The sequence below is a fragment of the Streptomyces sp. NPDC030021 genome (assembly GCF_055574035.1).
In genome coordinates, this window is the sequence record NZ_JBVIAH010000008.1 from 84,438 (window position 1) to 105,176 (window position 20,739).

Annotated in this window: 24 protein-coding genes and 1 pseudogene; 15 read left to right on the forward strand and 10 right to left on the reverse strand. The window is 70.7% G+C overall.

What is annotated here, in order from left to right:
* Positions 1–179 precede the first annotated feature (179 nt).
* Positions 180–1,064: a L,D-transpeptidase family protein gene (locus ACZ4YL_RS17590; protein WP_468117396.1), complete on the forward strand. Its 885-nt coding sequence runs from the start codon at positions 180–182 to the stop codon at positions 1,062–1,064.
* A gap of 296 nt (positions 1,065–1,360) precedes the next feature.
* On the opposite strand, the gene ACZ4YL_RS17595 is transcribed toward ACZ4YL_RS17590, so the two are convergent.
* Both ACZ4YL_RS17595 and ACZ4YL_RS17600 read right to left on the reverse strand, forming a co-directional pair.
* Positions 1,361–2,392 (reverse strand): hypothetical protein, encoded by a 1,032-nt coding sequence (locus ACZ4YL_RS17595; protein WP_468117398.1) that lies wholly within the window; start codon positions 2,390–2,392, stop codon positions 1,361–1,363.
* Positions 2,392–3,135, reverse strand: coding sequence for an RNA polymerase sigma factor (locus ACZ4YL_RS17600; protein WP_468117733.1), 744 nt, complete (start codon positions 3,133–3,135; stop codon positions 2,392–2,394). The genes ACZ4YL_RS17595 and ACZ4YL_RS17600 overlap by 1 nt, the downstream gene beginning before the upstream one ends.
* Before the next feature lie 340 nt (positions 3,136–3,475).
* Between ACZ4YL_RS17600 and ACZ4YL_RS17605 the strand changes: the two genes are divergently transcribed.
* The 5 genes from ACZ4YL_RS17605 to ACZ4YL_RS17625 all read left to right on the forward strand — a co-directional run bounded on the left by ACZ4YL_RS17605 (position 3,476) and on the right by ACZ4YL_RS17625 (position 7,665).
* Complete coding sequence (locus ACZ4YL_RS17605) at positions 3,476–4,108, forward strand: 2-oxo-4-hydroxy-4-carboxy-5-ureidoimidazoline decarboxylase (RefSeq protein ID WP_468117400.1); 633 nt, start codon at positions 3,476–3,478, stop codon at positions 4,106–4,108.
* A gap of 152 nt (positions 4,109–4,260) precedes the next feature.
* Positions 4,261–4,641, forward strand: a complete 381-nt coding sequence (sdhC, locus tag ACZ4YL_RS17610; protein WP_468117402.1) for a succinate dehydrogenase, cytochrome b556 subunit — start codon at positions 4,261–4,263, stop codon at positions 4,639–4,641.
* A gap of 5 nt (positions 4,642–4,646) precedes the next feature.
* Positions 4,647–5,129 carry a succinate dehydrogenase hydrophobic membrane anchor subunit gene (locus ACZ4YL_RS17615; protein WP_351154706.1) on the forward strand — a complete coding sequence of 161 codons (483 nt, stop codon included), beginning with the start codon at positions 4,647–4,649 and terminating at the stop codon, positions 5,127–5,129.
* A gap of 23 nt (positions 5,130–5,152) precedes the next feature.
* A complete protein-coding gene (gene sdhA, locus ACZ4YL_RS17620; protein ID WP_109784025.1) occupies positions 5,153–6,907 on the forward strand; it encodes a succinate dehydrogenase flavoprotein subunit in 1,755 nt (584 codons plus the stop codon).
* Positions 6,907–7,665 (forward strand): succinate dehydrogenase iron-sulfur subunit, encoded by a 759-nt coding sequence (locus tag ACZ4YL_RS17625; RefSeq protein WP_468117404.1) that lies wholly within the window; start codon positions 6,907–6,909, stop codon positions 7,663–7,665. The genes sdhA and ACZ4YL_RS17625 overlap by 1 nt, the downstream gene beginning before the upstream one ends.
* A 249-nt stretch (positions 7,666–7,914) precedes the next feature.
* On the opposite strand, the gene ACZ4YL_RS17630 is transcribed toward ACZ4YL_RS17625, so the two are convergent.
* Both ACZ4YL_RS17630 and ACZ4YL_RS17635 read right to left on the reverse strand, forming a co-directional pair.
* The gene (locus ACZ4YL_RS17630) at positions 7,915–8,268 is read right to left on the reverse strand and encodes an ASCH domain-containing protein (RefSeq protein WP_468117406.1); all 354 of its coding nucleotides are present in this window, start codon (positions 8,266–8,268) and stop codon (positions 7,915–7,917) included.
* 117 nt (positions 8,269–8,385) lie between these two features.
* Positions 8,386–8,595 (reverse strand): hypothetical protein, encoded by a 210-nt coding sequence (locus ACZ4YL_RS17635; RefSeq protein WP_468117408.1) that lies wholly within the window; start codon positions 8,593–8,595, stop codon positions 8,386–8,388.
* 156 nt (positions 8,596–8,751) lie between these two features.
* Between ACZ4YL_RS17635 and ACZ4YL_RS17640 the strand changes: the two genes are divergently transcribed.
* Both ACZ4YL_RS17640 and ACZ4YL_RS17645 read left to right on the forward strand, forming a co-directional pair.
* The gene (locus ACZ4YL_RS17640; RefSeq protein WP_468117410.1) at positions 8,752–8,886 is read left to right on the forward strand and encodes a hypothetical protein; all 135 of its coding nucleotides are present in this window, start codon (positions 8,752–8,754) and stop codon (positions 8,884–8,886) included.
* Positions 8,887–8,942: 56 nt separating this feature from the next.
* Positions 8,943–9,503 (forward strand): hypothetical protein, encoded by a 561-nt coding sequence (locus ACZ4YL_RS17645; protein ID WP_468117412.1) that lies wholly within the window; start codon positions 8,943–8,945, stop codon positions 9,501–9,503.
* On the opposite strand, the gene ACZ4YL_RS17650 is transcribed toward ACZ4YL_RS17645, so the two are convergent.
* The 3 genes and pseudogenes from ACZ4YL_RS17650 to ACZ4YL_RS17660 all read right to left on the reverse strand — a co-directional run bounded on the left by ACZ4YL_RS17650 (position 9,479) and on the right by ACZ4YL_RS17660 (position 11,880).
* On the reverse strand, positions 9,479–10,291 hold the full coding sequence (locus ACZ4YL_RS17650; protein WP_468117735.1) for a site-specific integrase: 813 nt from the start codon (positions 10,289–10,291) through the stop codon (positions 9,479–9,481). The genes ACZ4YL_RS17645 and ACZ4YL_RS17650 overlap by 25 nt on opposite strands.
* Positions 10,268–11,494, reverse strand: a pseudogene (locus tag ACZ4YL_RS17655) (RNA polymerase sigma factor); the annotation flags it as partial. The gene ACZ4YL_RS17650 and the pseudogene ACZ4YL_RS17655, both read right to left, overlap by 24 nt.
* Before the next feature lie 62 nt (positions 11,495–11,556).
* The gene (locus ACZ4YL_RS17660) at positions 11,557–11,880 is read right to left on the reverse strand and encodes a YciI family protein (RefSeq protein ID WP_327736996.1); all 324 of its coding nucleotides are present in this window, start codon (positions 11,878–11,880) and stop codon (positions 11,557–11,559) included.
* A gap of 143 nt (positions 11,881–12,023) precedes the next feature.
* On the opposite strand from ACZ4YL_RS17660, the gene ACZ4YL_RS17665 reads away from it, so the two are divergent.
* The 4 genes from ACZ4YL_RS17665 to ACZ4YL_RS17680 all read left to right on the forward strand — a co-directional run bounded on the left by ACZ4YL_RS17665 (position 12,024) and on the right by ACZ4YL_RS17680 (position 14,364).
* Entirely contained in the window at positions 12,024–12,695 is a 672-nt protein-coding gene (locus tag ACZ4YL_RS17665; protein ID WP_468117414.1) for a DUF998 domain-containing protein, read from the forward strand.
* An 80-nt stretch (positions 12,696–12,775) separates the two neighbouring features.
* The gene (locus ACZ4YL_RS17670) at positions 12,776–13,180 is read left to right on the forward strand and encodes a hypothetical protein (RefSeq protein ID WP_468117416.1); all 405 of its coding nucleotides are present in this window, start codon (positions 12,776–12,778) and stop codon (positions 13,178–13,180) included.
* A 3-nt stretch (positions 13,181–13,183) separates the two neighbouring features.
* A complete protein-coding gene (locus tag ACZ4YL_RS17675) occupies positions 13,184–13,612 on the forward strand; it encodes a thiol-disulfide oxidoreductase DCC family protein (RefSeq protein WP_468117418.1) in 429 nt (142 codons plus the stop codon).
* An 11-nt stretch (positions 13,613–13,623) separates the two neighbouring features.
* Positions 13,624–14,364, forward strand: coding sequence for a TetR/AcrR family transcriptional regulator (locus tag ACZ4YL_RS17680; protein ID WP_390799196.1), 741 nt, complete (start codon positions 13,624–13,626; stop codon positions 14,362–14,364).
* A gap of 36 nt (positions 14,365–14,400) precedes the next feature.
* Here the strand turns inward: ACZ4YL_RS17680 and ACZ4YL_RS17685 are convergent, their stop codons facing one another.
* The 3 genes from ACZ4YL_RS17685 to ACZ4YL_RS17695 all read right to left on the reverse strand — a co-directional run bounded on the left by ACZ4YL_RS17685 (position 14,401) and on the right by ACZ4YL_RS17695 (position 17,653).
* Complete coding sequence (locus tag ACZ4YL_RS17685; RefSeq protein WP_468117420.1) at positions 14,401–15,957, reverse strand: ABC transporter substrate-binding protein; 1,557 nt, start codon at positions 15,955–15,957, stop codon at positions 14,401–14,403.
* A 122-nt stretch (positions 15,958–16,079) separates the two neighbouring features.
* Positions 16,080–17,336 carry a metallophosphoesterase gene (locus tag ACZ4YL_RS17690; protein WP_468117421.1) on the reverse strand — a complete coding sequence of 419 codons (1,257 nt, stop codon included), beginning with the start codon at positions 17,334–17,336 and terminating at the stop codon, positions 16,080–16,082.
* Positions 17,333–17,653: an SCO4848 family membrane protein gene (locus tag ACZ4YL_RS17695; protein WP_468117423.1), complete on the reverse strand. Its 321-nt coding sequence runs from the start codon at positions 17,651–17,653 to the stop codon at positions 17,333–17,335. The genes ACZ4YL_RS17690 and ACZ4YL_RS17695 overlap by 4 nt, the downstream gene beginning before the upstream one ends.
* Positions 17,654–17,774: 121 nt before the next feature.
* Between ACZ4YL_RS17695 and ACZ4YL_RS17700 the strand changes: the two genes are divergently transcribed.
* The 3 genes from ACZ4YL_RS17700 (at position 17,775) to ACZ4YL_RS17710 (ending at position 20,556) form a co-directional block, all read left to right on the forward strand.
* Positions 17,775–19,019, forward strand: a complete 1,245-nt coding sequence (locus tag ACZ4YL_RS17700; protein WP_468117425.1) for a D-alanyl-D-alanine carboxypeptidase family protein — start codon at positions 17,775–17,777, stop codon at positions 19,017–19,019.
* 152 nt (positions 19,020–19,171) lie between these two features.
* Positions 19,172–20,068 carry a hypothetical protein gene (locus ACZ4YL_RS17705; protein ID WP_468117427.1) on the forward strand — a complete coding sequence of 299 codons (897 nt, stop codon included), beginning with the start codon at positions 19,172–19,174 and terminating at the stop codon, positions 20,066–20,068.
* Between the two features lie 59 nt (positions 20,069–20,127).
* The gene (locus ACZ4YL_RS17710; RefSeq protein ID WP_030012512.1) at positions 20,128–20,556 is read left to right on the forward strand and encodes a hypothetical protein; all 429 of its coding nucleotides are present in this window, start codon (positions 20,128–20,130) and stop codon (positions 20,554–20,556) included.
* Positions 20,557–20,739: the final 183 nt, after the last annotated feature.

The window sequence follows — 20,739 nt, forward strand, 5'->3', positions numbered from 1 at the left end:
GGCCCGGGACCGGTGGAACCTCCCCCGAGCCGCCGCTGGGGTGCCCCCAGCCGCGCATCGCCCCGTAAGGCTGCGGACGGCTGCCGGTCACAATGGCGCAACATCCCGGAGCCGAGTGCAACTGTCCACGCACGCGGAGCATCACCTAGATACACGACATAGAGACCGGGGGGACTGCAATGCAGCGCCAGAGAGTCATAATCCGCACGATCGGGGTGGCAACCGCCGTCGCACTCGCCGCGACCGCCTGCGGACCGCAGAAGACGGAGCCCGTCGCCTCCGCCTCCTCGGTTTCGTCATCGCCCACGGCGGGCACCTCCCCCGAAGCCTCCCCCTCCACCGACAACAAGCCCGGCGAGGCCTCGGCGTCGCCGTCCGCCTCCGCCTCCGCTTCCGCGTCGGCCTCCCCCTCGGCCTCCCCTTCGCCCTCGGTGAAGCAGATCATGGCCAACGGCGACGAGAACGAGCAGGTGCGCGAGCTCCAGGCCCGGCTGCGCCAGCTCAAGCTGATGTCGGTCGCGCCGACCGGCTTCTACGGCTCCAAGACGACCGCCGCGGTCAAGTCCTTCCAGTCGAAGCACGGCCTGAACGCGACCGGCTCGGTCGACGAGGCCACCTGGAAGAAGATCGAGGGCGCCAGCAAGAAGCCCACCGCCGACGAGCTGCGTCCCTCGACCGTCAACGAGGTCGACGCCCCGGACCCGCGCTGCATGCAGGGCCGCGTCATGTGCATCAGCAAGGAGAGCCGCACCCTCGCCTGGATGATCGACGGCAAGGTCGTCTCGACGATGGACGTGCGCTTCGGCTCCGAGAACACCCCGACCCGTGAGGGCGTGTTCAACGTGGGCTGGAAGGCCAAGGAGTGGACGTCGACGATCTACCACACGCCGATGCCGTACGCGATGTTCTTCAGCGGCGGCCAGGCGGTGCACTACTCGGCCGACTTCGCGGCCCGCGGCTACGGCGGGGCCTCGCACGGCTGCGTGAACGTCCGGGACAAGGGCAAGCTGTCGGCGCTGTTCGACCAGGTGCAGGTCGGCGACAAGGTCGTCGTCTACTGGTGATGCCGCCGGGGCCGGGGCGGGACCGGTGTCCGGTCCCGCGATGCCTCGTGCCCGGGACCAGGGGGTGTCTTGTCGGTCGGGCAGGCCCCGCGGGCCCGGCCTGATCGGCACGGCACCCCTGGAGGTCCGAAGTAATGGGCGCGGGCAGGGCCGGGGGAACGTGCCCCGCCCGCGCCGGTTGCGCAGAGCCCAGGGGTACGGGGGGAACCCCGGCTCATGCGCGGCCGATGACCAGTCGGCTCGATATGTACTGCGCCGCCGGTTCGAAAAGTGTTACAGGCAGGTCAGCACATGTGTCAGCGGCCGGTGCGCAGGTCGACCGAACCCCGTGGAACCGTCGGCGTCAGGGTCGGTGCCCTGAGCGTCCCGCCCAGCTGGGTGTCGCTGCGCTTGCCGCCGGCGGAGCCCTCGTCGTCGAGCACCGACTTGCAGTAGTCCGGGATCCGGGTGAGGCCGTTGGCCAGGCGCGAGAGCCGCTCACGGCGGGCCTCGTCGAGCCGGCCCGCCTTGAACTCCGTGCAGAGGTCGGCGACCTTGAGACGGGTCTCGCCGTCGCGGTCACGGTCCTTGCCACCCGAGTCGCCGCCACCGAAGGTGTCCCGGTCGCCGTCCTTGCCGCCGATGCCGCCCGTGGCTCCCGTGCCGCCCAGGAGGTCCTTGCCCGAGCCGGCCGTCGCCGACGAGCCCGAGGAAGTTCCGGCGCCCGCGCCGGTCCCGGGTGTCGCGGCACGCCCGTCCGTACCCGGCGGCTGCGCCGTACCCGTGGCGGCCGTCGTATTCGAGCCACTCGGCAGCGGGGTGGGCGTCGGCTTCGGACCGGCGCTCGGAGCTCCGCTGCCGACGCCCGGGGCCGGGTCCTCGCCGGCGCTCACGGACATCGCCGGACCGGGTCCCGCGCTGTCGTGCCGGGACCGCTCCAGCAGCCCGGCGCCCGCCGCGGCGGCCAGTCCGCCGACGGCGACGCTGGCCAGGGCCGCCGCCAGACCGAAGCTCACGGCCCGGCGGCGCCGGGGGGCGGGCGCGGGTATGACGCGGCCGAGGTCGATCAGGGGTTCGGCGGAAGCGGCCGCCACCGGAGGCGCCGCGGAAGTGCGCGCGCCACCGCGCGCCGTACGGAAGGCGGCCACCGCCGCGGCTTCACCGGGCAGTTCCGTACCCGCGGGCAGCGACCCGTTCACGCCACCCAGGGCGTCCAGGGCGGCACGCAGCCGGGCGGCCTCGTGGCGGGCACGCTGATCGGCGGCCGGCCCCACAGGTTCCACCGGTTCGCCGCGCAGCAGTTTTTCCGCCGTGGCTTCGTCCAGCCACCTGTTGCGCTCGTCGGCCATCACATGTCCTTCTGCGTCCGCCAACGTGAATCCGTCACACCGGTTTGCTCTGCGAAGCCCCCGCTCCGGCCACGCTGCGCGGGTACGGCGTCGAGATCCCTCCCGCCCCCGCCGCCCCATGCCTGGCCACGGGCATTATGGCCGACCGCCGGGCCCGGATCCGCGCCGGTGTCCGGGTCCGGCTCGAAGCCGCCCTCCGGGCCGAGCAGCTCGGCCAGCTTCTTCAGGCCCCGGTGGGCCGCGGTGCGTACGGCGCCGGGCCGCTTGCCCAGGGTCTCGGCCGCGCTCTTGGCGTCCAGCCCGACCACGACGCGCAGGACGACGGCCTCGGCCTGGTCCTGCGGAAGCTGCGCGATGAGCGCCATGGTCCGCCCGGTGGAGAGGGACTCCATGGCCGCGCCCGCGGTGTCGCACTCGGCGGCCCAGCTCGTCAGCTCGGTGTCGTCGCCGCCGATGGCGGGGCGGCGGCCGCGCATGCGGATGTGGTCGAGGGCGCGGTTGCGGGCGATACGGGCCGCCCAGCCGCGGAAGCGGTCGGCGTCTCCGGTGAAGGAGTCGAGGTCGCGGGCGATCTGCAGCCAGGCCTCCGAGGTCACGTCCTCGGCGTCGCCGTCCCCGACGAGCGTGCGTACGTACCCGAGCAGCCGTGGGTGCACGGCGCGGTACACAGCACGGAACGCGTTCTCGTCGCCGTCCTGTGCCGCGAGCACCGCGGCGGTCAGCTCCGCGTCGTCCCCCAGCAAAGTCCCCAACCCGTTCACTGTCCTGTACGTGTGGCGCAAATCAGCACGTTACGGCTTTCAAGCACCTCTCGTCCACGAGTGATACAACGCGCAACCAATCCTGTGCGGAGCGAGGTGTGACACAAAACGCACCCGAGGCGCTGACATGGGTACGGGCTTGTCGCACGAGCCCGTGACGGATGGCGGCCGGGGCCTCTCCTGTGGGGGGTGGCGGCCTCGGTCGCCCTCCCCTCCCCGGGGCCCTCACCCTGCCTGCCCATGGCGCTCACGTCATCCTTTCGGCTCACTTCCGGGTGAAATCCCCGAATCGGTACGACACACCCTGCCCTGCGTCGATAGCGTGGCGGTACACCCCCGCCGCGCCCCGAGGAGCCCCCTGCTGTCCAGCCACCTTCCGGCACAGGCCCCAGGGCGCACCTCCCGGACCGGATCCGGGGGAGGTCCCGCCCCTTCCCACGGCTTCGGACTGGCCCGTTTCAACGCCCTGTCCCCCGAAGCCGCCCGGGCCGTCCTGCTGCACTGCTGCGGAAGCCGGCGCTGGGCGCACCGGGTGGCCGCGCACCGCCCCTACCCGGATTCCGGGGCCCTGATCGCCGCCGCCGACGAGGCCTCGTACGACCTCTCGCAGGGCGATCTGACCGAGGCGCTGGCCGCAGAATGCTCGGCGGAGCTGGACCACGGGGCTCCGTACGCAGCGCTGCTGGCCCTCGACGCGGCCCATGCGGAGTACGAACGGAAGTTCGGCCACGCCTTCGTGATCTGCCTCGACGGACACCCTCCGGAGGAGCAGGCCGACCAGCTGCTGGGCGCGATCCGCCGGAGGATGGGCCACGAGGTCGACGAGGAGCGCTCGATCTCCGCGGACGAGCTGCGCCGTGTCGCACAGTCCCGGCTCCGGGATCTGACACGCTGGCTGACCTCGCCGGATGGGCTGACTGCCACGGAAATCGGGCTATTCGCCCCTGTGGGATAGCCCGTACGTGCCTGTTTGATCACACCGATGGCCCCCGCGCAAGGGAACCGACAAAGCGTCGCTACGATGTCCGGGGCCGGAGGACCGTACCCGGCCGGGCCCGACCGACAAAGAAGCCGGCTGGCCCCCGCCCCGCTTCCGGAGGGTTTTCCGTGCCGGCTGGAACGTTGTACCGCGGCCGGGAAGGAATGTGGTCCTGGGTGGCTCATCGAGTCACCGGCGTCCTCATTTTCTTCTTCCTGTTCGTACACGTCCTCGACACCGCTCTCGTCCGCGTCTCCCCCGAGGCGTACGACGATGTCGTGGCTACCTACAAGACTCCGATCGTCGCGCTGCTGGAGTACGGCCTCGTCGCCGCCATCCTGTTCCACGCGCTCAACGGTCTCCGTGTCATCGCCGTGGACTTCTGGTCCAAGGGCCCGCGCTACCAGAAGCAGATGCTCTGGTCCGTCGTGGTCGTCTGGATCGTGCTGATGGGCGGGGCTCTGTACCCCGTCCTGGGCCACGCCTACCTTGAACTGTTCGGGAAGTGACACGCATGTCTTCTGACACTTCTTTCGAAAAGGGCGTCGGTGACGTCGAGGGTGTGTCCCTCTACGACGTCGACAACCCGGCGCCGTACATCGAGGCCCCGCGCAAGCGGACCGGCAGGACCCCGCGCTCGACCCGCGGCAACTTCGAGATGGTCGCGTGGCTCTTCATGCGCCTCTCGGGCATCGTGCTCGTCGTCCTGGTCATCGGCCACCTGCTGATCCAGCTGGTGCTGGACGGCGGCGTGTCCAAGATCGGCTTCGCCTTCGTGGCCGGCCGCTGGGCGTCCCCGTTCTGGCAGGTCTGGGACCTGCTGATGCTGTGGCTGGCCATGCTGCACGGCGCCAACGGTCTGCGTACCGTCATCAACGACTACGCGGAGCGTGCCAACACGCGGCTGTGGCTGAAGGGCCTGCTCTACACCGCCACGGTGTTCACCATCCTTCTGGGCACGCTGGTGATCTTCACCTTCGACCCGAACATCCGCTAGGCAACGGGGTTGAGGCGAAACCAATGAAGATCCACAAGTACGACACCGTCATCGTCGGCGCGGGCGGCGCGGGCATGCGCGCCGCCATCGAGTCGACGAAGCGCAGCCGCACCGCCGTGCTGACGAAGCTCTACCCGACCCGCTCCCACACGGGCGCCGCGCAGGGCGGCATGGCCGCCGCGCTGGCCAACGTGGAAGAGGACAACTGGGAGTGGCACACCTTCGACACGGTCAAGGGCGGTGACTACCTGGTCGACCAGGACGCCGCCGAGATCCTGGCGAAGGAGGCCATCGACGCGGTCCTCGACCTGGAGAAGATGGGCCTGCCGTTCAACCGCACCCCGGACGGCACCATCGACCAGCGCCGCTTCGGCGGTCACTCGCGCAACCACGGCGAGGCCCCGGTCCGCCGGTCCTGCTACGCCGCGGACCGCACCGGTCACATGATCCTCCAGACGCTGTACCAGAACTGCGTCAAGGAGGGCGTGGAGTTCTTCAACGAGTTCTACGTCCTGGACCAGCTCCTGGTCGAGGAGGACGGCGTCAAGAAGTCGGCCGGTGTGGTCGCGTACGAGCTCGCCACCGGCGAGATCCACGTGTTCCAGGCCAAGGCCGTCATCTACGCCTCCGGCGGCACCGGCAAGTTCTTCAAGGTGACCTCCAACGCGCACACCCTCACGGGTGACGGCCAGGCGGCCTGCTACCGCCGCGGCCTGCCGCTGGAGGACATGGAGTTCTTCCAGTTCCACCCAACGGGCATCTGGCGCATGGGCATCCTGCTGACGGAGGGCGCCCGCGGTGAGGGCGGCATCCTCCGCAACAAGGACGGCGAGCGCTTCATGGAGAAGTACGCGCCGGTCATGAAGGACCTCGCGTCCCGTGACGTCGTCTCGCGCTCCATCTACACCGAGATCCGTGAGGGCCGCGGCTGCGGTCCGGCCGGTGACCACGTGTACCTGGACCTGACGCACCTGCCGCCGGAGCAGCTCGACGCGAAGCTCCCGGACATCACCGAGTTCGCGCGCACGTACCTGGGCATCGAGCCGTACACGGACCCGATCCCGATCCAGCCCACCGCGCACTACGCCATGGGCGGCATCCCGACCAACGTCGAGGGTGAGGTCCTCAGCGACAACACCACCGTCGTCCCGGGCCTGTACGCGGCCGGCGAGGTCGCGTGCGTGTCGGTGCACGGCGCGAACCGCCTGGGCACCAACTCGCTGCTGGACATCAACGTCTTCGGCAAGCGCTCCGGCATCGCCGCCGCCAGGTACTCCCAGGAGAACGACTACGTCGAGCTCCCGGAGAACCCGGCGCAGCAGGTCGTCGACCTCGTCGAGCACCTGCGCAACTCCACGGGCAACGAGCGGGTCGCCGACCTGCGTCTGGAGCTCCAGGAGACGATGGACGCGTGCGTGATGGTGTTCCGTACGGAGCAGACCATCAAGACCGCGGTCGAGAAGATCGCGGAGCTGCGCGAGCGCTACAAGAACGTGTCCGTCCAGGACAAGGGCAAGCGCTTCAACACGGACCTGCTGGAGGCCATCGAGCTGGGCAACCTGCTCGACCTGGCCGAGGTCATGGCCGTGTCCGCGCTGGCGCGCAAGGAGTCCCGCGGCGGTCACTACCGCGAGGACTACCCGAACCGCGACGACGTCAACTTCATGCGCCACACCATGGCGTACCGCGAGGTCGGCGACGACGGCAAGGACTCCGTCCGGCTGGACTACAAGCCCGTCGTCGTCACCCGCTACCAGCCGATGGAGCGTAAGTACTGATGGCCACCCCCACCCTGGACAAGATGGAGGCGGCGGCCGCCGCCTCGCCGTTCATCACGGTCACCTTCCGGATCCGCCGCTTCAACCCGGAGATCTCCGAGGAGTCGACCTGGCAGGACTTCCAGATCGAGATCGACCCGAAGGAGCGCGTGCTCGACGGTCTCCACAAGATCAAGTGGGACCTCGACGGCACGCTGACCTTCCGTCGCTCGTGCGCGCACGGCATCTGCGGCTCCGACGCGATGCGGATCAACGGCAAGAACAGGCTCGCCTGCAAGACGCTGATCAAGGACATCAACCCGGAGAAGCCGATCACCGTCGAGGCCATCAAGGGCCTCACGGTGATGAAGGACCTTGTCGTCGACATGGAGCCCTTCTTCCAGGCGTACCGCGACGTCATGCCGTTCCTGGTCACCAAGGGCAACGAGCCGACGCGCGAGCGTCTGCAGTCCGCCGAGGACCGCGAGCGCTTCGACGACACCACCAAGTGCATCCTGTGCGCCGCGTGCACGTCGTCGTGCCCGGTGTTCTGGAACGACGGCCAGTACTTCGGCCCGGCGGCGATCGTCAACGCGCACCGCTTCATCTTCGACTCGCGTGACGAGGCCGGCGAGCAGCGGCTGGAGATCCTGAACGACAAGGACGGCGTGTGGCGCTGCCGCACGACCTTCAACTGCACCGACGCCTGCCCGCGTGGCATCGAGGTCACGAAGGCGATCCAGGAAGTCAAGCGTGCGCTGATCACGCGCCGCTTCTAACCTTCTCGACGCGCCTCTCGCACGGCTCGGCCCTGGCGGGCCTCCCCGGCTTCGAGGCGCTGCGCCGGACTCCGTCCGTCGGTCTCGACTGAGGCCGGTGGCCGTCGAGGCCCCACCCCCCGGATCTTGTCCGTGGGGTGGGGCCTTCGTCGTATCGGACGGCTTCGGTCGGGGAGTAGCCCCGGCCGGCGGGGACAATCCCAGGCCAATCGTCGAGACGCTTGTCGCGGGATGTCGCCCCTGCCGAAATCAGGTCACCCTGATCTCGATGGCCAGGGCCCCCAGCGCCTCTTTCTCAGCCCCATAGATAGCCCGGATGTTGGCGAGCTGCTGTTCTCGGCCGGAGGTGGGGTTGACCTGCTCCGGGCCCTCGCCGTCCAGCAGTGCCTCGAATCCGTCGTACTCGGTCACTCGCAGTACCTCGACGTGACACACGTCGTCGGTGCCCTTGATCCGAAAGTCGATCCGGTCTCCTGTGGCAAGGTCTGCGAGATGCGGATACTTCACCCTGACCTCGATCGTCTTCTGTCCGGCGGCGACAAGTTCGAAATAGCGACGGTAGAGGTTCAGGTGATGGATCCGGGCGTGGGGCTTGGCGCTCATACTGGGGTACCGCTCCCTGCTGTCGTCATCACGCGGCCCAGTTCAGCCGCCGAGTATGGATCACGGCGAGTATGAGGGCCAGGGTGACGACGTACAGGACCTGGCGGCGGAGCTCGCTCACGCCGACTCGATGTTGTCGACGGCGGTCGTGATCTCACGGCCGGACGAGAGCCGGACGTAGGCCAGCTCCGCCCAGCGCTCCCCGACCGCCGACCTCGACACGTTCTCGTTGATGACAGCCATCAACTCGCCCTCAGCGCCTGACGCGATGTCACGCACCCGCTTGCGCAGCAGGCGGTGCGGTACATACTCATACACCTCAGACATCCGGCTGCTCCTCGTCCGCGCCCGTGAAGCGCTCCCAGCCGACCATGGCGCGATCGAGGAGTTCGGCACTGGGCTCTTGCCCGCCCGATACCCCGTGCCGGCAACGCAGCACAACGACGCCCAAACGGCACCGTCGTCTGGGGCAAGACCGGCTCCATGGGCCGCTCCACGAGCGGGGTGTTCGCCACCGAGGGCAGGCGCCGCACGGTCGTCTACTCGCTCCTTCCGGCAAGCAGGGACCGTGAGTTGATGCGGGGGCACGTCACGGCTCTGGTCGGCGCGGCGCTCTGACCTGGGTTGCGGGACCGGGGGTACAGGGCGCGAGTCCCTGTGGAAGGATCGACTGCATGAGCGAGCAGCAGCCGAATCCGTACACGAGCGACCCCGCAGGCCAGGGCGGTCAGCCCGGCACGCCCGCCACCCCCGGCCAGGGCGACTACAAGTGGGGTCCCGGCGAGGCCAGTTACGGCTACCCGCAGCCCTACCCGGCACCGCCGGCCTACCAGCCGACCATCGGCGGCGCCGGCATCCCGGCCCCTGCCTACAACGCCGCCGTCCCGGTCGGCGGAGCCGGCCTGTCCCTCGGTGACATCACCATCGCCGGGGACCAGATCATCACCCCGTCGGGCAACATGCCGCTCAGGGGCGCGATGTGGAACGCGACGGACTTCTCGCGCACCGAGGAGAAGATCCCGCCGCACGCGATCGTGCTCGCGATCATCTTCTTCCTCTTCTGCCTTCTGGGCCTGCTCTTCCTGCTGATGAAGCAGAAGACCACCACCGGCTACATCCAGGTCACGGTCGCCAGCGGCGGCCGCCACCACTCCACGATGATCCCGGCGGTGGACGCGTACACCTACCAGTGGGTGATGTCCCAGCTCAACTACGCGCGGTCGCTGAGCATCTGAGGCACGCGCTCCGCCGGGCCGGGCCTCAGCCGGCCCAGCGTGTAGCCGCCGGCCGCCGGATCCAGGGATCTGGTGGCCTCCTTGAAGAGGTGCTCGGCCCGCTCGTAGGAGAGGCGGCGCCGTCCCGTCTCGGGGCAGAGGTCGGCCGGTGCGGGCGTCCGGCCCGGACCGGGCCGCCGGTCGGAGAGGAACACCGGGCCCCGGGTCCGGCCGGCCAGCAGCCCGGGCAGGAGACGGGCGGTCCCCGAGCGCCAGCTCACCCAGGCGCGGCGACCCGGACCGCCGGCCGGAGCCCGGCGGTCCGCCAGGTCCAGGTCCTCGACGTTCAGCGAGAGGACCGCCTTCACCCCGGCCCCCGACTCGTACAGGAGCCGCCACAGCGTCCGTTCGCGCAACGGCAGGTCCGGGCGGCTCCAGAGCGCGTCGAGCTGGGCGGGGCCCAGCGCCGGCGCCCGGGAGCCGGTCTCCGCGCGCCGCTCCAGCCCTGCCGCGAGGTCGCCCAGGCCGGCCCAGGAACCGAAGGAGCGCACGGCCGAGCGGTGCCGGTTCCAGGTCCTGGCCGCCGCCCCGCCCCAGGCCGCCGCGAAGACGCCCGCCACCTGGTCGGCCGTCAGGGAGGCCAGCGGTTGCCGGTCGCCGAGGGTCAGGCGCAGCCGCCGGAGGGTCTGTCCGTAGGAGCGGACCGTCGCCGCGTCCAGCTCGCCGCGGGCGAGGAAATCGCGGGCGGCCTCCCCGAGCGCGGGACCGGCCGGGTCCGTGCCGGCGATCGCGTCCGCGCGCCGCTCCAGAAAGGCGCGCTCGGCGGCGTTCCTGGTGAGGGCGGCCGCCCGGTGGAACTCCAGCCGTGCTTCCCGGTGGCGGCCGAGGCGGGCCAGCAGGTCTCCCCTGACGCTCGGCAGGAGGTGGTAGTCGCGCAGTGCGGGATCGGCGGTCAGGGAGTCGACCAGGTCCAGGCCCGCCTGGGGGCCGTACGCCATCCCGAGCGACACGGCCCGGTTGAGCTGGACGACCGGCGTCGGCAGCAGCTGGGCCAGGGCCCCGTACAGGCCGGCTATCCGGGCCCAGTCGGTGTCCTCGGCGGTGGTGGCCTGCGCATGGCACACGGCTATGGCCGCCTGCAGGAGGTACGGGCCGGGTGACGTTCCGCCGGCCTGCCGGGCGCGCAGCATCGCGGTGAACCCGCGGCGGATGAGCAACTGGTCCCAGCGCCCGCGGTTCTGCTCGTGCAGCTGTACGGGCTCGCCCGACGGGCCGGTGCGGGCGGCCGAGCGGGAGGCCTGGATCTCCATCAGGGCCACGAGTGCGTGCACCTCGGCCTCCTGCGGCGCCAGCTCCGCGAGCAGCCGGCCCAGCCGCAGGGCTTCGAGGCAGAGCCCGGGCCGCATCAGATCGTCGCCCGAGGTCGCCGAGTAACCCTCGTTGAAGATCAGGTAGATGACCTCCAGGACGGACGAGAGGCGTCCGGCCAGCTCGGTTTCGTCCGGCAGGTCGAAAGGCACGCGCTGCTCGGCCAGCGTCCGCTTGGCCGCGGCGATGCGCCGGGCGATCGCGGCCCCGGTGACGAGGAAGGCGCGGGCGATCTCCTCGGCGGTCAGACCGCCGAGCAGCCGGAGCGTCAGTGCGGCCCTGGCCTCGGTCGGCAGTACGGGGTGGCAGGAGATCAGCATCAGCCGCAGGACGTCGTCCTGTTGGGGTTCCCGCTGCTGTTCCAGCTCGTGGGCGAGTTGTTCCTGCTTGTGGGTCAGCCGCCGGTCGCGCCGGATGTGGTCGATCGCCCGCCGCTTGGCCGTGGTCGTCAGCCAGGCGCCGGGGTTGTCGGGGATTCCCGAGACGGGCCACTGTTCGAGTGCGGCGACGAGCGCGTCCTGGGCCAGTTCCTCGGCGAGGCCGACATCGTGGACCAGCCGCGTGAGCCCGGCGATGATCTTCGCGGACTCCAGCTTCCAGACGGCGTCGATCGTGCGATGGGTGTCCGGCACGGGCACGATCACAACACCGGCCCCGGCTCGCACGCAAGCCGGGGCCGGACACGGGACGCGGCAGCGCCGGCGGGTCAGGGGCCGAAGACCTGCTGGACCACGCTCTCGCCGTCACCGACGATCCTGCGGAAGCGGCGGGCCAGCTCGATCGCCTCCTCCTGGGAGCGGACCTCGATCAGGGCGAACCCGGCCACGGCCTCCTTGGCCTCGGCGAACGGCCCGTCCGTCACGGTGATCTCGTCCCCGAGCGACGTCACCAGGACACCGCCCGGCTCCAGGCCGCCGGTGGCCAGCAGGACACCGGCCGCCGACAGTTCCTCGATGAACCTGCCCATCTCGGCATAGAGGTTCTCGTCGGGGGCGGTGTCGGAAGGCCGGGTCGTCATCAGGTAGCGCATGGGGTCCTCTTCTCGGTCGTGCGGTGCTCGCGGGAACACGTCGAACGAGGCGATGTGACAGGGAACGGCCGCCGTTCCCTGTCACATCGCCGGATCGACGTGGGGGCGAGAACCGGATACGACCGACCCGAGAGGCGCCCGCCATGACCACCTCCACCTCCACCTCCGCCCCCGCGACCCGGTCCCACGCCCGGACCGCCACCCGCTCCCTGCTCGCCTGCGGGGTCGCGGCGACCCCCCTGTGGGCGGCCGTCGCCCTGCCCCAGGCAGCCCTCCGCGAGGGCTTCGACATCACCCGCCACCCGCTGAGCGCCCTGAGCAACGGATCCCTGGGGTGGCTGCAGATCACCAACTTCCTGATCGTCGGAGCCCTGCTCGCCGTGGGAGCCACGGGCCTGCGCCGGGCCCTGCACGGCGCGCCCGGAGGCACCTGGGCGCCGCGCCTGGTGTGCATCGCCGGCCTCGGCATGATCGCCGCGGGGGTGTTCGTCATGGACCCGGCCGACGGCTTCCCCACGGGTACCCCCTACGGGCAGCCGGCCACCCTCACCTGGCACAGCTACGCCCACTTCGCCGCGGGGTCGGCCACCTTCCTCTCGCTGATCGCCGCCTGCTACGTCCTGGGCCGCCATTTCGGCCGCGCCGGCGACCGCCGGTACGCCCTGCTCTCCCGCGTCGGCGGTACCGCCCTCCTGCTCGGCAACGGCTGGGCCATGGGCGGCGGCACGGCCGGCACGCTCACCCTGGCCGTCGGCGTCATCACCGCGATGCTCTCGGTCTCCTTGATCGCGAACCGCTTCCGGAGCACCCGCTGAACATCGCTTGAACTTGTTCAAAAAGAAGCCTACAGTCATCCCCGTCAGCAGTTTGAACACGTTCAAAGGGGCTGGGGACCATGGACCTCACCGTAGTCACGTACGTCATCTACCTGCTCATCAGCATCGCCCTCACCATCTGGGTGGCCCGCACGCTCAGCCGCAACGGCCGCGTCTTCATCGGTGACGTCCTGCACGGGAACGAGAAGCTCGCGGACGCCGTCAACCAGCTCCTCGTGGTCGGGTTCTACCTCGTGAACATCGGCTTCGTGACCCTCTACCTCCGGTCGAGCGAGGAGATCCAGACCTTCCGCGCCCTCTTCGAGGCGCTCTCGGTCAAGCTCGGCGTCGTCCTGCTGGTCCTCGGTGTCATGCACCTCGGCAACGTGTGGGTGCTGAACAAGATGCGCCGCCGCGGGATCATGGAGCGCCAGCAGACTCCGCCCGTCCCCCCGCAGGCGTGGACCGCACCGGTCGGGGCCTGAGCCGTGACGACCGCCGCCGCGCCCGTGCGGAACCTGACCGTCCTCTACGACGCCGAATGCCCGCTCTGCGTGCACATCCGGCACTGGCTGCTCGCGCAGCGGTGGCTGGTCCCGCTCGCCCTCGTTCCCGCCGCTTCGTGGGAGGCGCACCGGCGGTTTCCCCGGCTCGATCACGCCTCGACGCTGCGGGAGATCACCGTCGTCGGGGACTCGGGGCAGGTGTGGACCGGCACCGATGCCTTCATCGTGTGCCTGTGGGCGCTGGTCGAGCACCGGCCGAAGGCGAACTGGCTGGCCACCCCGGCCGGCCGGCCCTTCGCCCGGGCGGCCATGTACACGGCCTCCGCCTGGCGGCAGGCCGTGCGTACCGAGGGTCACCCCGAGGGCGCCGAGGGACCGGCCTGTGACGACCAGTGCCCCGTCCCCCGATAGGCTCATACACCGTGACTGATCAGAAGGCTCCCAAGAGCGAGCAGACCCGCACGCTCATCCTCGAAACCGCGCTCCGCCTCTTCCAGGAGCGCGGCTTCGACAAGACGACGATGCGGGGTATCGCGAAGGAGGCCGGCGTCTCGGTCGGCAACGCCTACTACTACTTCGAGTCGAAGGAGCACCTGGTCCAGGGGTTCTACGACCGGATCGGCGCCGCCCACCAGGCGGCGGTCCGGCCCATCCTGGACAGCGAGACCGATCTGCAGAAGCGGCTCGCGGGCGTGCTGACGAGCTGGATGGACATCGCCGCGCCGTACCACGAGTTCGCTTCGCAGTTCTTCAAGAACGCGGCGGACCCCGAGAGTCCGCTCAGCCCGTTCTCGCCGGAATCCGAACCGGCGCGCAAAGCCGCGATCGACATCCACCGCGAGGTGCTGGCGGGTGCGAAGACGAAGGTCCCGGCCGAACTGGAGGACGTGCTGCCGGAGCTGATGTGGCTCTCGCAGATGGGCCTGGTCCTGTACTGGGTCTTCGACCGCTCGCCGAACAGCGAGAAGACGCGGCGGCTCGCCGAGCGCGGCGCGCAGCTGACGACGCGGGGCATCGTGCTGGCCCGCTTCCGCGTGCTGCGGCCGCTGGTGCGGGAAGTGCACGAGCTGTTCGCGGACTTCCTGCCGGGCATGGCCCAGACGGCCACGGCCGGGGCCCGGCGCAGGGCGTCGGATCCGGACCCGCAGACGGACCCCGCGTAGGCGGCGCCGGGCCCGGCGCCGCCGGGAACCGGGCGGCTACAGCCAGTCGAGTTCCCACAGGCGCCAGACGCCGGTGCCGTCCGACAGGTACTGGGCTCCGGTGACGTCCTCGCGGGACATCACGTAGTCCTTCTTCTGCCAGATCGGCACCATCGGGGCCTGCTGGGCGACCAGCTTCTGGAGGTCGCGGAACTCGCCGGCCGCCTCGCTCCGCTCCGCGTGGGACTGGGTACGGGCGATCAGCTCGTCGACGTGCTTGTCCGAGAAGCCGTTGTTCATGGACGAGTCGGTGCCGACGAGCGGGGCGAGGAAGTTGTCCGCGTCCGGGAAGTCCGCGATCCAGCCGATGGTGTAGGCGTCGAACTCGCCCGCCGCGTACCCCTTCTGGAAGTCGCTCCACTTCTCGACCGGCTTGATCGTCACCTGGAAGAGACCGGTGGACTCCAGCTGCCGCTTGAGCTCATCGGCCTCGGGCACGTTCGCGCCGCGTACGTTCACGCCGAGGTTGAGGTGGACGGCGGAGGTGATCCCGGCGTCCTTGAAGAGCTTCTTGGCGGTGGCCACGTTCGGGGCCGGGTAGGCGTCGAAGAACGGCGTGCTGTGGCCGGCGATGCCCGCCGGGACCAGGGAGTACAGCGGGGTGACGGTCCCCTTGTGGACCTCGGCGGCCACCTTGGCGCGGTCGAGGACGGCGGCGACGGCCTGGCGGACGGCGAGCGGGGCCGCGGTGGAGCCGGGGCGGACGTTGAAGACGACGGAGCGGATCTCGCTGCCGCCGGAGGCCTGGTAGCGGGTGTCCTTCATGCCCGGGTTGAGGCCGGCGAGCACGGCGGGCGGCATGTCCCGGTGGGCGACGTCGATCTGGTGGCCCTTCCAGGCCTGGTCGAGCTGCTCGGAGTCCTTGAAGTACTTGACGGTGACCGGCGTGTGGGCCGGCTTGCCCTGGCCCTTGTACGAGCTGTTGGGCTTGAGCTCGACGCTCGTACCGGCCTTGTAGCCGCCCAGTGTGTACGGGCCGGAGCCGTCCGCCTTGCCGTCTTCGCGCAGGGCCTTCGCCGGGTACGTGTCCTTGTCGACGATCGAGGCGGCGCCCGTCGCGATCTTGAACGGGAAGGTGGAGTCGCCGGCGGAGAGGTTGAAGGTGACCCTGCGCCCCTCGGCCTTGACCGACTCCAGGGTGTTGAAGAGGGGAGCCGGACCCTGGTCGGAGTTGATCGCCTTGATGCGGTCGAAGGAGTGCTTGACGTCCTCGGCGGTGATGGTGCGGCCGCCCGCGAACTTCACGTCGGGTCGGAGCTCGCACTGGTAGGTGGTGAGCTTCTGGCCCACGAAACCGCAGGAGGCGGCGGCGTCCGGCACGGGGGCGTCGGAGCCGGGCTTGATGGTCAGCAGCGACTGGTAGATGTTGCTGAACAGGGCCCAGGAACCCGCGTCGTACGCCCCGGCCGGATCGAGGGAGGAGACGACGTCACTCGTGCCGACCCGGACGGCACCGCGGCCGCTTCCGTCCTCGGGCAGCAACTGCCAGGCACCTACGCCGACCACGCCGAGGACCAGCCCGGCCGCGATTACCTTCGAGCGGACAGACCGCATCCCCTGAACCCCACCCCATGACCCGATGACAGCGACCCGCTGTCCGATTAACGGTCATCCCATCACGGAATATCAGCCACCGGAAGGCGAGTTGACGAGGGCGCTTCGAGGTGTGAGGCGGATCAGGCCTGAAATGAGGCGAGTTCGACGACCGTGATGTCGGACGGCGCCCCCACCCGGACCGGCGGCCCCCACGCTCCGGCCCCGCGGGACACGTAGAGCTGGGTGTCGCCGTAGCGCTCCAGACCCGCGACGGTCGGGTTGGCGAGCTCCGCGAGGTAGTTGCCGGGCCAGAGCTGGCCGCCGTGGGTGTGGCCGGAGAGCTGGAGGTCGACGCCGTGGCGGACGGCGTCGTGGATGACGACGGGCTGGTGCGCGAGGAGTACGGCGGCCCGCGCGCGGTCCCGGTCACCGAGGGCCGCGCCGAAGTCGGGGCCCTTGCCCTCCCGCTCCCCCTGGATGTCGTTGACCCCGGCGAGGTCGAAGTACGGCAGCTCGCGGCGGGCGTTCTCCAGCGGGTTCAGCCCCAGCTCGCGGACGTGGTCGATCCACTGCTGGGCACCCGAGAAGTACTCGTGGTTCCCGGTGACGAAGTACGAGCCGTGGCGGGCGGCGAGCCGGCGCAGGGGCTCCGCGGCGGACCCGAGGTCGGGGACGCTGCCGTCGACGAGGTCGCCGACGATGGCGATGAGGTCGGGCTGGGTGCGGTTGACGGTGTCGACGATGCGCTGGGTGTGGGCGTGGCCGAGCACCGGGCCGAGGTGGACGTCGCTGACGACGGCGATCCGGAAACCGTGTGCCGCGCGCGGCAGTTTCGCGAGGGGGACCCGCACCCGCTTCACGCTCGGCCCGCGCAGGACCCCGTAGGTCCCGGCCCCGACCGTGCCGAGGGCCACGGCGGCGGCCGTCCCGCCGACCGTGCGGGCGACGAACCGGCGGCGGCTCAGGCCGTCGCCCACGGCGGGCCGCTCCGCGGTGGCCGGGGCGGCCGCGGGTGCCGCCGCGGCGGGCACCTCCACGGGCTCGGGCCGCTCCGCCACCGATCCGGCGGGATCACGGTGGGCCAGACGGCGGAGCGACAGCGCGCGGATCGGCTCCGCGACCAGCATCGTCAGGGTCAGGTACAGGAGTACCGCGAGCCAGAGGTACCCGGGCCAGGCCACCGTCTGCTGGAGCCAGAAGGGGGCGCCCGCGCGGCCCGTGGTGAGCGCGGCCACAGAGAGGAGGGGCAGGGCGATGGCCAAGGCCGTGCCGATGCGCCGGGTCCGGCCGCCGGGGGCGGTGGTGTCGCGGACCAGGCGGATCCAGAGCCAGCGGTGGACCAGGACCAGCAGGGCGCAGACCGCCAGGGCGACGAGGGCGAAGACCAGGATCGTCATGCCGAGGTTCCCGCGTCCGGACGGTCCGTACGGTCCGTACGGTCCGCACCGTCCGCACCGTCCGCACGCTCCGTGCGTGATTCACGCCGCAGGGCGAGGACGCTGCGCAACCCGATCAGACCGACGGCCGTCCCCAGGAGAAAGGACGTCACCGCGAGCGTCAGGTGCACCCAGAAGTAGGAAGTGGGATCGCCGGCCGCATCGAAGGCAAGACCACTGCCGTTCTTCCACAGGTTCCGGACGAAAGACACCCAGATGAACCAGCTCCACACTCCGAAGGCGAGCAGGAACCAGGAAGCGGTACGGCTGAGTCTCATGCCCTCAGTATCGGATTCGTCCCCAGGACGGACGCGCCGGGGTGGGCTGTCCCGGGGTTGGTTGCCTCGAATTGGCCGGTCCGCTGCGCCCTCCAGCTCATCGGGATGTACTTTCACCTGCGTGTCTGCCAAGACGACCGCACTGACGGTCCTTTCCGCCGCGTTGCTGGTCCCCGCCGTGCTGGTGGGCCCCGCGCACGCCGCGCCGGCCCCGCCGGCCGACGCGAAGGGCCGGCCGGCCGAGGCCCCGGCCCCCGCACCGCCCGTCTCCATGTCCACGGTCGGCGGATCCCTGCTCGGCCAGCCGGGGACCCAGGTGAACCTGCTGCCGGGCGCGCCCGCGCTGCCGGCGAACCTGACCGGGCGGTCGTGGATCGTGGCGGACGCCGAGTCCGGCGAGGTGCTGGCCGCGCACAACGCGCACTGGCAGCTGCCCCCGGCCTCGACCATGAAGATGCTCTTCGCGGACACCGTGCTGCCGAACCTGCCCAAGGACCAGATCCACCAGGTCACCGACAAGGACATGGAGGGCGTGGGCCCGGGCAGCAGCATGGTCGGGGTCAAGGAGCACCTCGAATACTCGGTCCACGACCTGTGGCTCGGCGTGTTCCTCAAGTCCGGCAACGACGCCGTGCACGTGCTCTCGGCCATGAACGGCGGCATCGACAAGACCGTCAAGGACATGCAGGCGCACGCCGAGGAGCTCCAGGCACTGGACACCCATGTGGTGTCCCCGGACGGGTACGACGCCCCGGGGCAGGTGTCGAGCGCGTACGACCTCACGCTGTTCGCCCGCTCCGGACTGCAGAAGCAGGACTTCAGGGAGTACTGCGGCACGGTGAGCGCGAAGTTCCCCGGGCTGCAGGAGCCCGGGAAGCCGCGCGAGTACTTCGAGATCTCGAACACCAACCGGCTGTTGACGGGCGCGGCCGGGATCACCCCGTACAAGGGGATGGCGGGGGTGAAGAACGGCAACACCTCGATGGCCGGGGCCACCTTCACCGGCGCCGCCCAGCAGGGTTCCCGGAAGCTGCTGGTCACGGTGATGAACCCGGACGGGGGCGGGGCGAACCAGGTGTACGAGCAGACCGCCGCGCTCCTCGACTGGGGTTTCGCGGCGGCCGGGAAGGTCAAGCCGGTGGGTGAGCTGGTGCCGCCGAAGAGCGCGGACACCTCCTCGCACGGCTCCCCGGCCCAGTCGCACGAGAACGACCCGTCGGCGGCCGGCAAGGACTCGGGCGGTGGCGGTGTGGGCACCGCGCTGGCCGTCGCGGGCGGCGTGCTGGCCGTCCTGGCGGGCGGCGCCTTCGTGGTCAACCGCCGCTGGCCCCGGGGACGCCGGAGCCGGGGCGAGGATCTGATCTGAGACCGCCGCAGCGGCGTCAGGCCGTCTCTTCCGAGACGGCCTAGCCCGGCCACCGGGCCGGCGCCACCTATCAACTCACAGGTTCACCACAGGACTTCGGCAGGGTTTGCTCGCTCCCGTCGGCATGACGCCGACGGGAAGGGGGTCCTCCCATGCGGAGGAGATGGTCGGCCGTCGTCGTGGTGGCCTGCGGCGCGCTGCTCGCCGTGGCGGCCTGGACCGCTCTCCCGGCGGACGGCGCCGGTCAGCGGGCCCCGGCGCGCCCCCTGGAGACCGCCGAGCTGGACCTGCTCCACACGGCGGGCGAGCTGCTCGTACAGGACTGCATGCGGGCGCAGGGATTCTCGTACTGGCCGGTCCCGCGCGTGCCGCACCCGGACTGGCGGGACTTCCCGTACGGCGTGGACGACGTGGACTGGGCCCGCCGCCACGGGTTCGGGCGCCGGATCGAGCAGCAGCTGGACGAGGAGGCGGCGTCGGGCCCGCGCGGCCGGTACCAGAGCGGGCTCTCCGCGGAGCGGCTGGAGGCTCTGGGGGTGGCCCTCATGGGACCCGACTCGAAGGGGCTGGCGGTCGAGAACCCGGGCGGCGGCACGCTGAGCCACAGCGACCGGGGCTGCATCACCGCGTCGTGGCGACAGCTCTACGGGGACGTGCGCCTCTGGTACGGCTCCAGCGAGACCGTGAAGCAGCTCGGCGCGGTGCGCACCGGCCGGGTCAACCAGGACCCCGCCTTCCGGACGGCGCTGGCCGGGTGGAGCGAGTGCGTCGGCCGGCGCGGTTTCCCGGCCGTGCATCCGGTCCGGCAGCGCGACGAACAACGGGCACGGACCGGGCCGGACGCCGAGGCGCAGGACGTACCGATGGCCACCGCCCAGGCCGAGTGCGCCCGCTCGACCGGCCTCGCCGCTACCGCACAGGACCTGCACCGGCGTCTTTCGGACATGATCCGCGCCGAGAACGGGGCCGCCTTCGACACCATGCGGCGGATGCAGGCGGCGGCCCTGCCCACAGCTCGCGATGTGGTCGCCCGGCACGCCGGGAGCTGACATCGCGTACCGCCGACCGGCGGTGAACCATGTACGGCACTCATTGGGAGGGACCACAGATGAACAAGCTCAGGACGCTCCTCGCGGGGCTCGCGATCGCCGGTGCGGCGGTGGTGGCCGTTCCGACCGCGGCGCAGGCCGACGGCGGCTGCGGTTACACGAACTTCTGTGCCTACTCGGACGATTACAACTACCTCTACCAGAACGCCGGCAACTCGAACGACTGGCCGTACCAGGTCAAGAACAAGGTCGACTGGGTCCGCAACAGCGGCAGCGCCGGCGGCCGCGACCACGTCAACATCTACTACAACGAGAACAACACCGGCGCCTACGCCTGTATCGGCTACGGCACCGAATGGAACCTGCGGGGCAACGCGCAGTCGTTCAACTGGACCCGCAACGGCGACGCCAGCGGTCAGTGGAAGGCGGTCCACGACAACGCCGCCTCGCACCGGTGGGTGTACGGCTGCGGCAACGGCACCTGGTAGGACGTCCCGCCGGCAGTACTCCGGTGGCGCACCGGGCCCCACACCGGTGCGCCACCGGCGCGTTCGCCCAGGGGGCGTCTTTGTGGGGGGGGGGGGGGGGGGGGGGGGGGGGAGAAGAAAACCAAAACACACCGGGCGGACAAAGGGGAGAGGGGGGGTTGTCGAGGAGAAGGGGGGGGAAAA

What these genes read in the sequence shown, in the direction of transcription:
- ACZ4YL_RS17590 (WP_468117396.1), top strand. Translation starts at nt 180, where the DNA reads ATGCAGCGCCAGAGAGTCATAATCCGCACGATCGGGGTGGCAACCGCC.
- ACZ4YL_RS17595 (WP_468117398.1), bottom strand. Translation starts at nt 2,392, where the DNA reads ATGGCCGACGAGCGCAACAGGTGGCTGGACGAAGCCACGGCGGAAAAA.
- ACZ4YL_RS17615 (WP_351154706.1), top strand. Translation starts at nt 4,647, where the DNA reads ATGTCTTCTGACACTTCTTTCGAAAAGGGCGTCGGTGACGTCGAGGGT.
- sdhA (WP_109784025.1), top strand. Translation starts at nt 5,153, where the DNA reads ATGAAGATCCACAAGTACGACACCGTCATCGTCGGCGCGGGCGGCGCG.
- ACZ4YL_RS17625 (WP_468117404.1), top strand. Translation starts at nt 6,907, where the DNA reads ATGGCCACCCCCACCCTGGACAAGATGGAGGCGGCGGCCGCCGCCTCG.
- ACZ4YL_RS17630 (WP_468117406.1), bottom strand. Translation starts at nt 8,268, where the DNA reads ATGAGCGCCAAGCCCCACGCCCGGATCCATCACCTGAACCTCTACCGT.
- ACZ4YL_RS17635 (WP_468117408.1), bottom strand. Translation starts at nt 8,595, where the DNA reads ATGTCTGAGGTGTATGAGTATGTACCGCACCGCCTGCTGCGCAAGCGG.
- ACZ4YL_RS17640 (WP_468117410.1), top strand. Translation starts at nt 8,752, where the DNA reads ATGGGCCGCTCCACGAGCGGGGTGTTCGCCACCGAGGGCAGGCGCCGC.
- ACZ4YL_RS17645 (WP_468117412.1), top strand. Translation starts at nt 8,943, where the DNA reads ATGAGCGAGCAGCAGCCGAATCCGTACACGAGCGACCCCGCAGGCCAG.
- ACZ4YL_RS17660 (WP_327736996.1), bottom strand. Translation starts at nt 11,880, where the DNA reads ATGCGCTACCTGATGACGACCCGGCCTTCCGACACCGCCCCCGACGAG.
- ACZ4YL_RS17665 (WP_468117414.1), top strand. Translation starts at nt 12,024, where the DNA reads ATGACCACCTCCACCTCCACCTCCGCCCCCGCGACCCGGTCCCACGCC.
- ACZ4YL_RS17670 (WP_468117416.1), top strand. Translation starts at nt 12,776, where the DNA reads ATGGACCTCACCGTAGTCACGTACGTCATCTACCTGCTCATCAGCATC.
- ACZ4YL_RS17685 (WP_468117420.1), bottom strand. Translation starts at nt 15,957, where the DNA reads ATGCGGTCTGTCCGCTCGAAGGTAATCGCGGCCGGGCTGGTCCTCGGC.
- ACZ4YL_RS17690 (WP_468117421.1), bottom strand. Translation starts at nt 17,336, where the DNA reads ATGACGATCCTGGTCTTCGCCCTCGTCGCCCTGGCGGTCTGCGCCCTG.
- ACZ4YL_RS17695 (WP_468117423.1), bottom strand. Translation starts at nt 17,653, where the DNA reads ATGAGACTCAGCCGTACCGCTTCCTGGTTCCTGCTCGCCTTCGGAGTG.
- ACZ4YL_RS17705 (WP_468117427.1), top strand. Translation starts at nt 19,172, where the DNA reads ATGCGGAGGAGATGGTCGGCCGTCGTCGTGGTGGCCTGCGGCGCGCTG.
- ACZ4YL_RS17710 (WP_030012512.1), top strand. Translation starts at nt 20,128, where the DNA reads ATGAACAAGCTCAGGACGCTCCTCGCGGGGCTCGCGATCGCCGGTGCG.